This window comes from Agrobacterium sp. 22-3639C2, from assembly GCF_053522105.1.
The window spans coordinates 68,455-82,689 of record NZ_JBNWDB010000006.1; the positions used below are offsets into that span (position 1 = coordinate 68,455).

The 14,235-nt window shown below is 57.9% G+C and carries 12 protein-coding genes; 10 read left to right on the plus strand and 2 right to left on the minus strand.

Features of this window, described 5'->3' with window-relative positions:
• Window positions 1–143: 143 nt before the first annotated feature.
• On the plus strand, window positions 144–1,784 hold the full coding sequence (locus ACQZ6D_RS23675; RefSeq protein ID WP_083211686.1) for a heparinase II/III family protein: 1,641 nt from the start codon (window positions 144–146) through the stop codon (window positions 1,782–1,784).
• A 153-nt stretch (window positions 1,785–1,937) separates the two neighbouring features.
• Window positions 1,938–3,554: a bifunctional phosphoribosylaminoimidazolecarboxamide formyltransferase/IMP cyclohydrolase gene (gene purH, locus ACQZ6D_RS23680; RefSeq protein WP_065705073.1), complete on the plus strand. Its 1,617-nt coding sequence runs from the start codon at window positions 1,938–1,940 to the stop codon at window positions 3,552–3,554.
• 94 nt (window positions 3,555–3,648) lie between these two features.
• Here purH and ACQZ6D_RS23685 read toward each other — a convergent pair whose 3' ends face one another.
• A complete protein-coding gene (locus tag ACQZ6D_RS23685; RefSeq protein ID WP_025594703.1) occupies window positions 3,649–5,181 on the minus strand; it encodes a UxaA family hydrolase in 1,533 nt (510 codons plus the stop codon).
• Window positions 5,182–5,224: 43 nt separating this feature from the next.
• Window positions 5,225–5,917, minus strand: coding sequence for a FadR/GntR family transcriptional regulator (locus tag ACQZ6D_RS23690; RefSeq protein WP_013637003.1), 693 nt, complete (start codon window positions 5,915–5,917; stop codon window positions 5,225–5,227).
• A gap of 254 nt (window positions 5,918–6,171) precedes the next feature.
• Between ACQZ6D_RS23690 and ACQZ6D_RS23695 the strand changes: the two genes are divergently transcribed.
• The 8 genes from ACQZ6D_RS23695 to ACQZ6D_RS23730 all read left to right on the plus strand — a co-directional run bounded on the left by ACQZ6D_RS23695 (window position 6,172) and on the right by ACQZ6D_RS23730 (window position 14,230).
• Entirely contained in the window at window positions 6,172–7,737 is a 1,566-nt protein-coding gene (locus ACQZ6D_RS23695) for a sugar ABC transporter ATP-binding protein (protein WP_013637002.1), read from the plus strand.
• An 8-nt stretch (window positions 7,738–7,745) separates the two neighbouring features.
• Complete coding sequence (locus ACQZ6D_RS23700; protein WP_003516396.1) at window positions 7,746–8,768, plus strand: ABC transporter permease; 1,023 nt, start codon at window positions 7,746–7,748, stop codon at window positions 8,766–8,768.
• Window positions 8,769–8,842: 74 nt separating this feature from the next.
• On the plus strand, window positions 8,843–9,784 hold the full coding sequence (locus ACQZ6D_RS23705; RefSeq protein ID WP_003516397.1) for an ABC transporter substrate-binding protein: 942 nt from the start codon (window positions 8,843–8,845) through the stop codon (window positions 9,782–9,784).
• Window positions 9,785–9,905: 121 nt separating this feature from the next.
• Entirely contained in the window at window positions 9,906–10,919 is a 1,014-nt protein-coding gene (locus ACQZ6D_RS23710; protein ID WP_112153934.1) for an aldo/keto reductase, read from the plus strand.
• 4 nt (window positions 10,920–10,923) lie between these two features.
• On the plus strand, window positions 10,924–11,745 hold the full coding sequence (locus ACQZ6D_RS23715; protein WP_112178785.1) for an amidohydrolase family protein: 822 nt from the start codon (window positions 10,924–10,926) through the stop codon (window positions 11,743–11,745).
• Between the two features lie 3 nt (window positions 11,746–11,748).
• The gene (locus tag ACQZ6D_RS23720) at window positions 11,749–12,759 is read left to right on the plus strand and encodes a zinc-binding alcohol dehydrogenase family protein (protein WP_025594697.1); all 1,011 of its coding nucleotides are present in this window, start codon (window positions 11,749–11,751) and stop codon (window positions 12,757–12,759) included.
• The gene (locus ACQZ6D_RS23725) at window positions 12,756–13,889 is read left to right on the plus strand and encodes a mannitol dehydrogenase family protein (protein ID WP_448730135.1); all 1,134 of its coding nucleotides are present in this window, start codon (window positions 12,756–12,758) and stop codon (window positions 13,887–13,889) included. Before ACQZ6D_RS23720 ends, ACQZ6D_RS23725 begins: the two co-directional genes overlap by 4 nt.
• Before the next feature lie 11 nt (window positions 13,890–13,900).
• Window positions 13,901–14,230: an L-rhamnose mutarotase gene (locus tag ACQZ6D_RS23730; protein WP_003516404.1), complete on the plus strand. Its 330-nt coding sequence runs from the start codon at window positions 13,901–13,903 to the stop codon at window positions 14,228–14,230.
• Window positions 14,231–14,235 lie beyond the last annotated feature (5 nt).

Here is a 14,235-nt window from a genome sequence, read left to right on the forward strand (position 1 = left end):
CAAGCTTCCGCGAATCATTGGATAATTGCCGATACGTTCCGATCATCACGGTTCACTCATAAAAACAAAACATGTGAAACGGGAAACACAGCTTGTCAGGGTCCTTTGCAGGCAGCATCAATGCCGCCGGTCTTCTCTCGCGGATGGCGTATCGTCATCTGTGTGTGGGCCTCGCTCCTTTGCGCCTGCGCATATCCCGGTTTGCCAATCGCGTTCCCGATGTTCTCGTGGCGGCGCCGACTGATCTGAGGGCAATCGATCCGTATTTTGCCGAGGAATTGCTGCGGGGCCGGATTGCGCTCGCCGGCCGCGTCGTAGAAACCGGCGGTCTATCGCCATTTCAGGTGGACTATCCCTCGGTGGTTTTTGAAGAGCGGCTGCATGCATTCGGCTGGCTGCGGCATATCCGTTCCGACAGATCGAGTGAGGCCAGCAAGCGGGCGCGCCGTATCGTTGCCGAATGGATGACTATTCACGGCAAGCGGGTTGCGGGGATCGCCTGGTCTCCGGAGATCGCGGCACAGAGGCTGATTGCCTGGCTGTCCCATTCTCCCGTCGTTTTACATGAGGCCGATGCGGGTTTTTATCGTCGTTTCCTGAAAAGTCTTGCGTTTCACGTGCGTTATCTCGACAGGATCGTCAAACATGCGCCGGATGGCGAAGCGAGGCTGCGGATCAGGATTGCGCTGGCCGTCGCATCCATAGCCATGCCGACCCGCCTGTCCCATATTACTCGGCACGGAATGAAGCTGGCGCAGGAAATGGAACGCCAGATTCTTCCAGATGGCGGGCATGTTTCCCGCAATCCGAGGGTCATGCTGGATTTGCTGCTCGATCTTTTGCCGCTTAGGCAAAGCTACATCAATCTCGGTCACGATCTGCCCTCGGGGCTGGTGCCGGCGATTGACAGGATGTTTCCGGCCATCCGGTTTTTCCGCCATCAGGGCGGCGATCTGGCGCTGTTCAATGGCGCCACCGCCACGCTTGCCAATGAACTTGTGTCGGTACTTCGTTACGATGAGACAGCCGGCCGGCCGTCCAAAATGCTGCCGGATGTCAATTATCATCGTCTTGCAACCGATGAGACGGTCATCATCGTGGACACTGGTCATCCAGGCTCGGCGGAGCTTTCGCGTAACGCCCATTCGGGCTGCCTGTCCTTTGAGATGTCCTGTGGCAAGAGCCGGTTCATCGTCAATTCGGGCTTCCCGAAAAATGCAGCACCCGAATATCAGCGAGCGAGCCGCTCGACGGCGGCCCATTCAACGGTCACGCTGGCCGACACGTCGTCTTGCAGACTATCCCGCTCGAGACTGCTCGGGCCGATCATGGTTTCCGGTGTCAGTCAGGTGGAGAGCCGCCGCGGAACGGATGCAAATGGCAATGATGTCCTGTGGGCGTCGCATGACGGTTATTTGCAGAATTTCGGTTGCTATCACGATCGGGAAATTGAGCTGAATGTTGCCGGTACGAAGATAAAGGGCCGTGATCTGCTTCGGGCCGACGAGAATGTGGTGAAGGCGCAATTGCAATCCATATCGGCGGTATCGCGGTTCCATATCCACCCGCACATCCAGCTATACCAACAGGACGAGGAGTCGGTTTATCTGGAGGCAGCGGATGGAACGACCTGGCTGTTTTCGGCGCCGGGACTGGAGCTTTTCGTGACCGAGGATGTTTTTATGGCGGATGCATCCGGCATGCGGCCTTCGCAGCAGATCGAGCTGCCATTCAATCTGGCGAATACTCGGGAGATCCGCTGGATCATCGAACGCAAGGCGTAGAGGATTCCTGGCGAGTTTCAGGCAAAAACCGCCATAGTTTTCGCCGTTCCGCGTCCCCGCTGTTTATTAATATGGCAAGCTGTGTTAACGCGGCGGCAATTGCTGGATCAATCCCAGTCCAGCCTGTCCTCCCCGTTAAACGGAGTATGCCCGATGGCTGTCGTTTCCAAAAAAATCCCCGCTCCCGATAAAGTCAAAATCCGTACAGCCCTTCTTTCCGTTTCTGACAAGACGGACATTATCGAGCTGGCGACTGTCCTGTCCAAGCTTGGCGTCAAGCTGCTGTCGACGGGTGGCACGGCAAAGGCCATCGCTGACGCGGGACTGCCGGTAACGGATGTTTCCGATGTGACCAATTTCCCGGAAATTATGGATGGTCGCGTCAAGACCCTGCATCCCAACGTGCATGGTGGACTTCTGGCTATCCGGGATGATGCTGATCACGTCGAGGCAATGAAGGCTCACGGTATCGAGGCGATCGATCTCTCCGTCATCAATCTCTATCCCTTCGAGGAGGTTCGCGCCAAGGGTGGCGACTACCCCACGACGGTCGAGAATATCGATATTGGCGGCCCGGCAATGATCCGCGCTTCGGCCAAGAACCACGCCTATGTCACTGTTGTCACCGATCCGTCCGACTACCCTGCGCTGGTGGAAGCCCTGCAGGCCGATGACGGTCAAACCTCCTACGCGCTGCGCCAGACCTTCGCCGCCAAGGCATATGCCCGCACCGCCGCTTATGATGCGGTGATTTCCAACTGGTTTGCTGAGGCGCTGGCTATCGAAACGCCGGATTATCGTGCCATCGGCGGTGCGCTGAAGGAAAAAATGCGTTACGGCGAGAACCCGCACCAGAGCGCCGGTTTTTACCTGACCGGCGAAAAGCGCCCCGGTGTTTCCACGGCGACGCTTCTTCAGGGCAAGCAGCTTTCCTATAACAACATCAATGATACGGATGCAGCCTACGAGCTGGTAGCGGAATTCCTGCCGGAAAATGCGCCGGCTGTAGCGATCATCAAACACGCCAACCCCTGTGGTGTTGCGACGGGTCCTACACTTGCAGAAGCCTACCGGCGCGCGCTGGCATGCGATTCCGTTTCGGCCTTTGGCGGCGTCATCGCCTTGAACCGCACGCTCGATGCGGAAACGGCAGAAGAGATCGTCAAGCTCTTCACCGAAGTCATCATTGCACCCGATGTGACGGAAGAGGCAAAGTCCATTATCGCCCGCAAGCCCAATCTGCGACTGCTGGCAGCTGGTGGCCTGCCAGATCCGCGCGCTGCCGGCATTACGGCCAAGACGGTTTCCGGCGGTCTTCTGGTTCAGAGCCGTGACAACGGCATGGTCGAGGATCTGGAACTGAAGGTGGTCACCAAGCGTGTGCCGACACCTCAGGAACTTGAAGACATGAAGTTCGCCTTCAAGATTGCCAAGCACGTGAAGTCCAATGCGGTGATCTATGCCAAGGACGGCCAGACGGCAGGTATCGGCGCCGGACAGATGAGCCGGGTGGATTCCGCCCGTATCGCCGCCCAGAAGGCGGAAGATGCGGCCAAGGCACTCGGCCTTGCTGAGCCGCTGACGCGGGGCTCTGCCGTGGCTTCTGAAGCGTTTTATCCCTTCGCCGATGGTTTGCTTGCAGCTATTGCAGCAGGTGCCACCGCAGTCATTCAGCCTGGTGGTTCCATGCGCGACCAGGAGGTGATCGATGCGGCCAATGAGCACAATGTGGCGATGGTCTTTACCGGCATGCGTCACTTCCGCCATTAAGCAGAAACGGCGCACAGAATTTAAAAGGCCCGGAAAGTGATTTCCGGGCCTTTTGTTTCACGTGGGACAGTCCGATGCACATATTGGAAGCGGGTCAGGTAACCGCGCCCACCTGCCACGGCACAAATTCATTGTCGCCGTAGTCGTAAATCTCACTGACGGTCTTGTCTCCCGAAGCGACTGCAAGAATGTGCTCGAAAATTCGTTTGCCGGATTCCTCGATGGTTTCCGCGCCGGTAACGATCTCGCCGCAGTTGAGGTCCATGTCTTCCTTCATGTGTTCATACATTTCGGAATTGGTGGCGATCTTGATGCAGGGTGCCGGCTTGAATCCCGATACGGAGCCGCGGCCGGTGGTGAAACAGATGACGTTACAGCCGCCGGCGACCTGGCCGGTGACGGCAACAGGATCGTAACCGGGCGTATCCATGAAGACGAAGCCCTGCTCAGTAACGGTTTCCGCGAATTCGTAGACCGCTTTCAGTGGCATGGAGCCACCTTTGGCCACTGCGCCCAGCGATTTTTCCAGAATGGTGGTCAGTCCACCAAGCTTGTTGCCGTGCGATGGGTTGTTGTTCAGCTCATCGCCGTTGCGAGCGGTATAATCCCGCCACCAGTCGATGCGCTGCAAAAGCTTTTCGGCAACAGCAGGCGTGACGGCACGCTTCGTCAGCAGGTGTTCAGCACCGTAAATCTCCGGCGTTTCGGCAAGAACCGTTGTACCGCCGTTGCGGACGATGAGGTCTGATGCATATCCCAGGGCCGGGTTTGCCGATATTCCGGAGTAACCATCCGAACCGCCACATTCCAGCGCCACCTTCAGTTTCGAAAGCGGCTGTTCAGTGCGCTGGGCAGCATTGACCATTGGCAGCATCGCCTTAATCTCGGCAATGGCGGCATCGATCGTTTTTCGTGTGCCGCCGTGCTGCTGGATCGTCATGGTGCGCAGCCGTTCGCCCTCCTCCATCTTGTAATGTTCGAGGATGGGGGCGATCTGGTTGGTCTCACAGCCGAGGCCGATCAGCAGAATACCGCCGAAATTCGGGTGGCGGGCATAACCCTGAATGGTGCGGATCAGAAGACGATAACCTTCCGATTTCGTATTGAGCGCGCAGCCGCCGCCATGGGTCAGTGCCACAACGCCGTCGACATTGTCGAACCCTTCAAGGCCGCCCTGCTTGTTAAAATAATCGGCGATGTAACGCGACACGGTGGCGGAACAGTTCACGGATGCGATGACGCCGATGTAGTTGCGTGTGCCAACGCCACCGAGACCCCGGTCAAAACCCTTGAAGGTCCGGCGCTCGCCCTCGGGCAGCATGCCTTTTTCCTCGATATCGACACTGAACTGATGCGTGTGTTCGGAAGGCACCATGGCGAGATTGTGCAGATGCACATGCCGGCCAGGCTCGATATCCTGTGTCGCGATGCCGATCACCTGTCCGTATTTCAGGACCTCGTCTCCGGATCTGATAAACGTCAGGGCCACCTTGTGGCCGCGTCCGATCAGCTCCCGGGCTGTCAGATCGCCTCTGCCCGTCGCACCACCGGCCGGTATCGACCGGCGTGCCACCGCGACATTGTCGTTGGCGTTCAGCAAAATGGTTGCCTCGGAATTCTCACTCACGGGTTTTTCTCCTCCCCGGTACATTGCCTGCTATGTTTTGAATTCAGCCGTCTACCCAGCGTCTCTTGGAACCTTCCAGATGGGTATGCATGGCCGCCTGCGCCAGCAGCGGATCTTTCAACTCCAGGGCCGCCAAAATCGCCTCGTGCTCCTGAAGGGCGTGGGTCCAGGTATCGCGATCCTCAAATTTCACACGCAATTGTGCCGAAATCGGGCTGTGGCGCTCATCGAAGAGGTTTGCCACCAGCCGGGCCAGAACGCTGTTACCGGATTGTTCGGCAATGGTGACGTGGAAAAGCCGGTCCTGATCGAGAGGTTTGCGCGCGGCCTCGATTTCCTGCTGCATCGTGTTGAGAATCTGGCGAAGGTTTGCAATCGTTTCATCGGTCATGCGGCTCGCCGCCAGTACGATTGTTGCGCCTTCCAGCGCTGCGCGCGCTTGCATCAGTTCGGAGGGGCTGTCGCCCAAGGATTTGGTGTTGTGGGTTGTCTGAAGGGCCTCGGTGGACACATAGACACCGGAACCCATGCGGATTTCGACGGTGTTGTCGATTTCAAGCGCAATCAGTGCCTCGCGCAGTGATGGTCTCGAAACCCCGAGCTTCTGTGCCAGTTCCCGTTCGGCGGGAAGTCGTGTTCCAGGCAGAAACTCTCCCAGATCGATCAGCTCGCGTATCTGGTCCGCAATCTGCTGATAAAGCCTGCGTGGTTCCGCTATTTTGGCCTGACCATTCATGTGTTTTCTGACGAACCTTGTCTGTTATCTGAATTTGGCCTTACCGTAGCGCCAAGCGCATCAATACGCAAGAAATTACTTAAATACATGAATTCACAGTGTTATTTCAAGAAGTCTTTTGAGATGATTTTGCATGTACCAGACGCGGGATTCAAATTTTGGGCTAATTGGCTTGACCATTTTAAAAAAGCGGCCTAACCATTTGGCTCATTATTGCCCCCGGTGGAGCGGGGAGCGCGGGTGGAGGTTTCTTGATGTCGCAGGGCGCATCGACAATTCGAGGCGATTTTTCGCCTGAGGAGACGGCGCGCGGCCTTGGTTCAGGCCTCCTGCGTCTCGAAAACATCAGCAAGGAATTTCCGGGCGTCAAAGCGTTGTCGAATGTGCATTTCGACTTGCGCAGCGGCGAGGTTCACGCTGTCTGCGGCGAAAACGGTGCCGGAAAATCCACCCTGATGAAAATCATCAGCGGCGTTTACCAGCCAAGCGACGGAACCATCCTGCACAAGGGCGTCAAAGTGCAATATGCATCGCCGCTGGAATCCGAAGCCGCCGGCATCGCCATCATCCATCAGGAACTCAACCTCGTTCCGCATCTTTCCGTTGCCGAGAACATCTATCTCGCCCGCGAGCCGCGCCGTGGTTTCCTCGTCGACCGCAAGAAACTGCGGCTTGATGCAAAGCGCTGTCTCGATCGGCTGGGCGTCGATATCGACCCTGACCAGATTGTCCGAGGCCTCTCGGTCGCTCAATGTCAGATGGTGGAAATTGCCAAGGCGCTTTCCCTGGATGCTGAAGTCCTCATCATGGATGAGCCGACCTCCTCGCTGACCGAGCAGGAAACGCGGCTATTGTTCAAGGTGATCCGCGATCTCAAGGCTTCTGGCGTCGGCATCGTCTATATTTCCCACCGGCTCGATGAAATGGCCGAAATCGTCGACCGCGTGACGGTTTTGCGGGACGGGCGTTATATTTCCACCGACGATTTTGCATCGATCACCGTTGACGATATCGTCACGCGCATGGTCGGGCGTTCGCTGGAGGAGAAGTTCCCGGAACGCACGTCGCGCCCTACGGATGATGTTATTTTCTCTGTGGAAGGGCTGACGCGCAAGGGTGTGTTCCACGATGTCGGTTTCTCGCTGCGGCGCGGTGAGATTCTCGGCTTTGCCGGACTGATGGGTGCGGGTCGCACGGAAGTCGCACGGGCGATCTTCGGTGCCGATCCTCTGGATGCTGGCAAGGTCGTTTTCAACGGGCGGGAGCTTTCCATCAGTTCCCCGCGAGATGCCATCGAAGAGGGTATCGCCTATCTGTCCGAAGACCGCAAAAGCGATGGTCTTGCGATAAAGATGTCGGTTGCGGCCAATACGACGCTTGCCAATATCGGCGAGGTCTCCAACCGCTTCGGGCTGATCGACTTCAAGAAGCACGACGATGTCGCCAGACGTTACGTCGATCTCCTCAACATCCGTACCCCTTCGATCGAACAGACGGTGCGGCTGCTTTCAGGTGGCAATCAGCAGAAAATCATCATTGGCAAATGGCTGTTCCGGCAGTCGCGCGTGCTGTTTTTCGACGAGCCGACGCGCGGCATCGATGTCGGCGCAAAATTCGCGATCTACAAGATCATGGACGAGCTGGCTGCACAGGGCATCGGCGTCATTCTCATCAGTTCGGAACTGCCGGAAATTCTGGGACTGACGGATCGTATCGCCGTTTTCCACCAGGGCCGGATCACGGGCGTGCTTGAGACCGCCAAGACCAATCAGGAAGAAATCATGCGGTACGCGTCCGGTTACGGCCGGGCCGCGCAGTGAGGAACGACATGGCTAATATTGCAGAACCCAAGAAGAGCTTCGCTTTCAGCGACCGCCAGAAGGACATCATCCAGAAGTTTGCGGCTCTTGGCAGTCTCGTTGTGCTGGTTATGGTGTTTTCCGCCACCAGCAGCGCCTTCTTCTCCGTCAACAATGCCATGACCATTGCGCTTCAGGTGACCTCCATCGCCCTTCTCGGCATTGGTGCGACCTGCGTCATCATCACCGGCGGCATCGATCTTTCCGTTGGTTCGGTGCTTGCTCTGGCCGGTGTCGTTGCCGCGCTTGCGGTGAAGGAGTTGGGTATGCCGGTGCCGGTCGGCATGCTGCTTGGCATTCTGACGGGGTCGCTTTGCGGTCTCATCAATGGCCTCATGGTCACGCGCTTCAAGCTGCCACCGTTTATCGCGACACTCGGCATGATGTTGATCGCCCGTGGCGTGGCACTGCAGATCACCGGCGCGCGAGCGGTTTCCGGCCTCGGCGAATCCTTCGGTGAACTCGGCAACGGCGCCCTCTTCCGCATCGTCAATATCGGTGATGACGGTTTTCCGAACGTAGTGTTTCCGGGCATTCCCTACCCCGTCATCCTCATGGTGGTTATTGCGCTGGCTGTTTCCTTCATGCTCAACCGCTCCATCCTTGGCCGTCACATCTATGCCGTCGGTTCGAATGCGGATGCTGCGCGTCTGTCCGGGGTAAACGTCGCACGCGTCACCAATTTCACCTACATCCTGTCCGGTACGCTCGCCGGGTTGACCGGTTGCGTGCTGATGTCGCGCCTCGTCACAGCCCAGCCGAATGAGGGCGTGATGTATGAGCTGGACGCCATTGCCAGCGCCGTTATCGGCGGCACATCGCTCATCGGCGGCGTGGGTACGATTTCAGGCACGGCAATCGGTGCCTTCGTCATAGGCATCCTGCGCAACGGTCTCAATATGAATGGCGTGTCCGCCTTCACGCAACAGATCATCATCGGTCTTGTCATTCTGGTCACCGTCTGGATCGACCAGCTGCGCAACCGTCGCTGATACAGGGCTGCGGACCCTATCCGCAAACAAGATCGGCACGGGAGGCCCGGTATGCCGACATCACGGAGGAAGAAATGAACAAGCTTACGACCGCCCTTCTGACATCCGCAATCGCGCTGTGGAGCGTCTCCACCGTGCAGGCCGGCGAAATCGCCGTCATCGTCAAGACCGTCAACTCCACCTTCTGGCAGAACGTTCAGAAGGGCGCCGATGCGGCGATGAAGGACTCTGCCGGCAACACCATGACCTTCCAGGGTCCGGCTTCTGAATCGGCCATCGCCGATCAGGTCAACATGGTTGAAAACGCTGTAAACCGTAAGGTTTCGGGTATCGTTCTTGCTCCTTCCGATCCTGATGCGCTGGTTCCGGCTGTCAAGAAAGCCTGGGAAGCCCGCATTCCCGTGGTTCTGATCGACTCACAGCTCGCCAAGGGTTCCGAGCAATATTATCAGTCCTTCCTGGCGACCGATAACAAGAAAGCCGGCGAACTGGCTGCTCAGGCGCTGATCGACAAGGTTGGCAAGGAAGGCAAGATCGCCGTGATGTCCTACGTCGCCGGTGCCGGTTCGGAAATCGGACGCGTTGGCGGTTTCACCGACTATATCCAGATGCATTCAAACCTCAAGATCGTAGGTCCGTTCTATTCGCAGTCGCAGATGGCGACGGCGCTGAACCAGACAACCGACGTTCTGGCCGCCAATTCCGATCTCAAGGGCATCTTCGGCGCCAACGAACCCACCGCAATCGGTGTAGGCCGCGCGCTCGCCCAGGCCGGTAAGGCAGGCAAGGTTGTCGGCATCGGCTTTGATGGTAACCAGGACCTTCAGGGCTTCGTCAAGGACGGCACGCTGGCCGGCATCGTCGTTCAGGGTTCGTATCAGATGGGCGAAAAGGGCATCCAGACCGTTTCCAAGCTCATCAGCAAGGAAAAGGTCGAAAAGTTCGTCGACACCGGCGTTGTTGTTGTCACCAAGGACAATATCGAGAAGCCGGAAGCCAAGAACGTTCTTTATTAACGCATGACGGCGCGCCGCTCTTTGAGCGGCGCGCATCACAAATTTCAGAAGCGGGATTTCAGTCAATACCGCATACGGTTTTCAACATCCGCTCTACCGAAAAATTCAGGAAGCCCTTGCGATGAAAGTCTCCGATACACGTAAATTGCCGCGCCGTGCCGTTGAAGTCACGATCATGGGTCTTGGTTGCGCGCAGATGGGTAATCTCTACCGCGTTACGCCCTACGAGGAATCCAAAGGCGCGTTTGACAAGGCATGGGAAAGCGGCATTCGCTATTTCGATACCGCACCTTTTTACGGTTACACGCGTTCGGAGCGTCGTCTTGGAACCATGGTGACGGAGCATGACCGAAGCGAATACACCCTCTCCACCAAGGTCGGTCGCGTCATGGTTCCTGATGAAACTGTGGGCCCGGAAGAGGACGCCTATATTGCGCCGCTGCCTTTCCGCCCGGTCTATGATTATTCCTATGACGGTATTCTACGCTCCTTCGAAGCGAGCCAGCAGCGGCTCGGCGTTCTGAAGCCGGATATTCTCTATGTGCACGATATCGGCTCTTTCACGCATGGCGAAAAGCACCAGCACTACTGGGAGCAGCTGACCACCGGCGGCGGCTTCCGGGCACTCGGCAAGCTGCGCGAGGAAGGGTCGACGGGTGCTATCGGCCTCGGCGTGAACGAGTGGGAAATCGTCGGCGACGCCATGGATGTTTTCGACATCGACGTTGCCATGCTTGCCGGCCGTTATACGCTTCTGGAGCAGCAGAGCCTTGCCTTCATGAACCGCTGCGCGGAAACCGGTGTTGCGATCGTGGTCGCCGGTGCTTTCAATTCAGGCATTCTGGCAGGCAACCGCAAATTCAACTATGCCGATGCGCCTGCCGACATCATCACGCGGGTGAATGCGCTTCAGGGCGTTTGTGACGACGTTGGTGTTTCATTGCAGGCGGCTGCGCTGCAGTTTCCGCTCGGGCATCCGGCTTCGGTCACGGTCGTATCCGGCGCGCGCAATGCGCAGCAACTTGCCGCAAACATCGAATGGTTCGAACAGGTTGTTCCGGACGAATTCTGGTCGGAGCTGCAAAAGCGTGGCCTGATTTCCGAAGGCGCACCTGTGCCTGGCACAAAGGCCTGAAGCGATGATCATCGATGCCCACCAGCATTTCTGGCTGATGAAGGATCGTGCCGGGCAATGGCCGCCACCGTCTCTGGCTGCCATCTACCGGGATTTTCTTCCGCAGGATCTGTCTCCTCTGCTGGCAAAGGCCGGAGTTTCCGGAACGGTGCTGGTGCAGACGATGGAAAGTGCGGCCGATACGGATTTCATGCTCCATCTGGCTGGCAGCACCGATTTCATCAAGGGCGTTGTCGGCTGGGTGGACATGAAGTCCGTGGATGCTGCGGCGGAAATCTCCCGGCGGGCAAAACATCCGGCCTTCAAGGGCGTACGGCCGATGCTGCAAGGCATGGAAGATGTGACCTGGATCGACGATCCCGCGCTCGATGCCGCTGTGGATGCGCTGGTGAAACATGCACTGGTGTTCGATGCGCTGGTCCTGCCGCCGCATCTGTCGCATCTTCTCGCCTTCGCGCGCCGCCATCCGCAATTGCCTGTTGTCATCGATCACGGGGCGAAGCCGCTTATCGCCACGGGCCAATATGGCGACTGGCGCAGGGACATGGCAGCTTTGGCGGCCCTTCCCAACCTCCATTGCAAGCTGTCCGGCCTGTTGACCGAGCGTGGCGAGCAGAGACCGGAAGCCGTCAGGCCCTATGCCGAAACCATTTTGGAACTGTTCGGCGGCGAACGCGTGATCTTCGGCAGCGACTGGCCGGTATTGCGGCTGGCTGGCGACTATCAGGAATGGCTGGACTTCTGCCGCGAAATCGTGCCTGAGCACGACCATGCGGCCGTCTTTGGCGGCAACGCCGTTCGTTTTTATTCCCTTCCCAACAGGTGATGCATGCTGGCGATTTTCTGCGAGACCCCCGGTCAACTTGTCCCCAAGGAACTACCAAAGCCCGCCCGTGGCGAAGGTGAAGTGCTGGTGCGTATTCGTCGCATTGGTGTCTGCGGCACGGACCTGCATATTTTCACCGGTAATCAGCCTTATCTTTCTTATCCGCGCATCATGGGCCACGAGCTTTCCGGCACGGTGGAAGAGGCACCGGAAGGCAGCCATCTTTCGGCGGGCGATGTGGTTACCGTCATACCCTATATTTCCTGTGGTGAGTGCAGCGCCTGCCGTAAAGGAAAGAGCAATTGCTGCCGCAACATCGGTGTGCTTGGCGTTCATCGCGATGGCGGCATGGTCGAATATCTGAGCGTTCCGCAGCAATTCGTGCTGAAGGCGGAGGGCTTGAGCCTCGATCAGGCGGCAATGACCGAATTTCTGGCGATTGGCGCGCATGCCGTGCGTCGTGGGTCGGTGGAAAAGGGTCAGAAGGTCCTGATCGTCGGTGCCGGTCCGATCGGCATGGCGGTTGCGGTTTTCGCCGTTCTCGATGGCGGCGAGGTGACGATGATTGACGGGCGCACCGACCGGCTGGATTTCTGCAAGGACCATCTCGGCGTTGCCCATACGGTGACGCTTGGCGAGGGCGACAAGGATCGTCTGTCGGATATCACCGGCGGCGATTTCTTCGATGCCGTTTTTGATGCGACCGGTAATCCTAAAGCCATGGAGCGTGGCTTTTCCTTCGTCGGCCACGGCGGTTCCTATGTGCTGGTTTCCATCGTTGCCAGCGACATCTCCTTCAACGATCCGGAGTTTCACAAGCGCGAAACCACGCTGCTCGGCAGCCGCAACGCCACGCCGGAGGATTTCGAGCGGGTGCTGCAGGCGCTGCGGGAAGGCAAGGTACCGGAGGCACTCATCACTCACCGCATGACACTTGCCGATGTGCCTTCCAAATTCGCCGGGCTGACTGATCCGAAAGCCGGAGTCATCAAGGGCATGGTGGAGGTCGCATGACGACCGACACACCCATCCTGCAATTCGGTACCAGCCGCTTTCTTCTGGCCCATGCGGATTTGTTCATTTCGCAGGCGCTGGAAAAAGGCGAGGCTCTCGGGCGCATCGCAATCGTCCAGACGACCGGCAATGCTGAGAGCCTGAAGCGTGTGGCAGCATTGAACGATGGCACGCCCTATCCGGTGCGCATTCGCGGCATTCGCGACGGGCAAGAGGTGGATGAGGAAATTCCAGGTAAGGCTGTCGCGCGCGCGCTGACGGCGGCGGCCGACTGGGCCGAGGTGAGGCGCATCGCCTGCGGGGCAGGGGTCATTCTGTCCAATACGGGTGACCGCGGTTATGAGCTGGATTCGTTCGACGGGCCGGGTCTTGCCGACGACTTCACGCTTGTACCAAAGAGTTTTCCTGCAAAGCTCTGCCTGTTGCTGCTGGAACGTTTTCAGACCAATCCGGAAGCCCCTGTATCGATCTTTCCTTGCGAGCTTGTTCCGCGCAACGGCGACCGGTTGAAAGAGGTTGTTCGCCAGCTTGCCGACGAATGGCAGCTGCCGGCGGGTTTCGGCTTCTACCTGAATGAGAAATGCCGTTTTGCCAACAGCCTTGTAGACCGCATCGTTTCCGAGCCGATCGATCCGGTTGGCGCAGTTGCCGAGCCCTATGCGCTTTGGGCAATCGAGAAGCAGGAGGGCCTTGTTCTGCCCTGCACCCACCCTGCGGTGGTGCTGACTGATGATCTCGACCACTATGAAAAGCTGAAGCTGTTCCTGCTCAATCTTGGTCATTCCTATCTGGCGGAGCGATGGTTGCGGGATGCCCGTGCGAAAGACGAGACGGTGCGGCAGGCAATGGCCGACGATGCGCTTTCGGGAGATCTGGAAACGCTCTGGCGGGACGAGGTTCTGCCGGTCTTTGCCGCAGAAGGCATGGGGGAAGAAGCGCAAGCCTATATCCTTGCTGTGCGGGAGCGTTTCCTGAACCCCTTTCTCGCCCACCGGCTCGCGGACATTTCAGGCAATCACGATGAAAAGAAACGCCGTCGTTTTGTCCCGGTCATCGCAGCGGCGGAACGTCTGGGGTTAAACGTGCCGCAGCAGAAACTGCGTGCGGCGCTCGCCACCATCAAGCAATAACGGAGTTTTGTATGCAGCGCATGGGAATGGTCATCGGCGTCAAACCGGACATGATTGCGGAATATAGAAGACTGCACGCCGCCGTCTGGCCCGAAATTCTGGCGCTCATCAGCGATTGCAACATACGCAACTACACGATCTTCCTGCGCGAACCGGAAAATCTGCTGTTCGGATATTGGGAATATCACGGCACCGATTTCAGCGCCGATATGGCGAAGATGGCGGCAAGCCCAAAGAACCAGGAATGGTGGTCTTTCACCATTCCCTGCCAGCAACCACTCGAAAGCCGCAAGGAAGGCGAGTGGTGGGCAATGATGGAAGAAACCTTCCATCACGACTGAACGAT

Bases quoted from the DNA above. Each gene is read 5' to 3' on its own strand.
- ACQZ6D_RS23675 (WP_083211686.1), top strand. From the start codon at position 144: ATGGCGTATCGTCATCTGTGTGTGGGCCTCGCTCCTTTGCGCCTGCGC.
- purH (WP_065705073.1), top strand. From the start codon at position 1,938: ATGGCTGTCGTTTCCAAAAAAATCCCCGCTCCCGATAAAGTCAAAATC.
- ACQZ6D_RS23690 (WP_013637003.1), bottom strand. From the start codon at position 5,917: ATGAATGGTCAGGCCAAAATAGCGGAACCACGCAGGCTTTATCAGCAG.
- ACQZ6D_RS23695 (WP_013637002.1), top strand. From the start codon at position 6,172: ATGTCGCAGGGCGCATCGACAATTCGAGGCGATTTTTCGCCTGAGGAG.
- ACQZ6D_RS23700 (WP_003516396.1), top strand. From the start codon at position 7,746: ATGGCTAATATTGCAGAACCCAAGAAGAGCTTCGCTTTCAGCGACCGC.
- ACQZ6D_RS23705 (WP_003516397.1), top strand. From the start codon at position 8,843: ATGAACAAGCTTACGACCGCCCTTCTGACATCCGCAATCGCGCTGTGG.
- ACQZ6D_RS23710 (WP_112153934.1), top strand. From the start codon at position 9,906: ATGAAAGTCTCCGATACACGTAAATTGCCGCGCCGTGCCGTTGAAGTC.
- ACQZ6D_RS23715 (WP_112178785.1), top strand. From the start codon at position 10,924: ATGATCATCGATGCCCACCAGCATTTCTGGCTGATGAAGGATCGTGCC.
- ACQZ6D_RS23720 (WP_025594697.1), top strand. From the start codon at position 11,749: ATGCTGGCGATTTTCTGCGAGACCCCCGGTCAACTTGTCCCCAAGGAA.
- ACQZ6D_RS23725 (WP_448730135.1), top strand. From the start codon at position 12,756: ATGACGACCGACACACCCATCCTGCAATTCGGTACCAGCCGCTTTCTT.
- ACQZ6D_RS23730 (WP_003516404.1), top strand. From the start codon at position 13,901: ATGCAGCGCATGGGAATGGTCATCGGCGTCAAACCGGACATGATTGCG.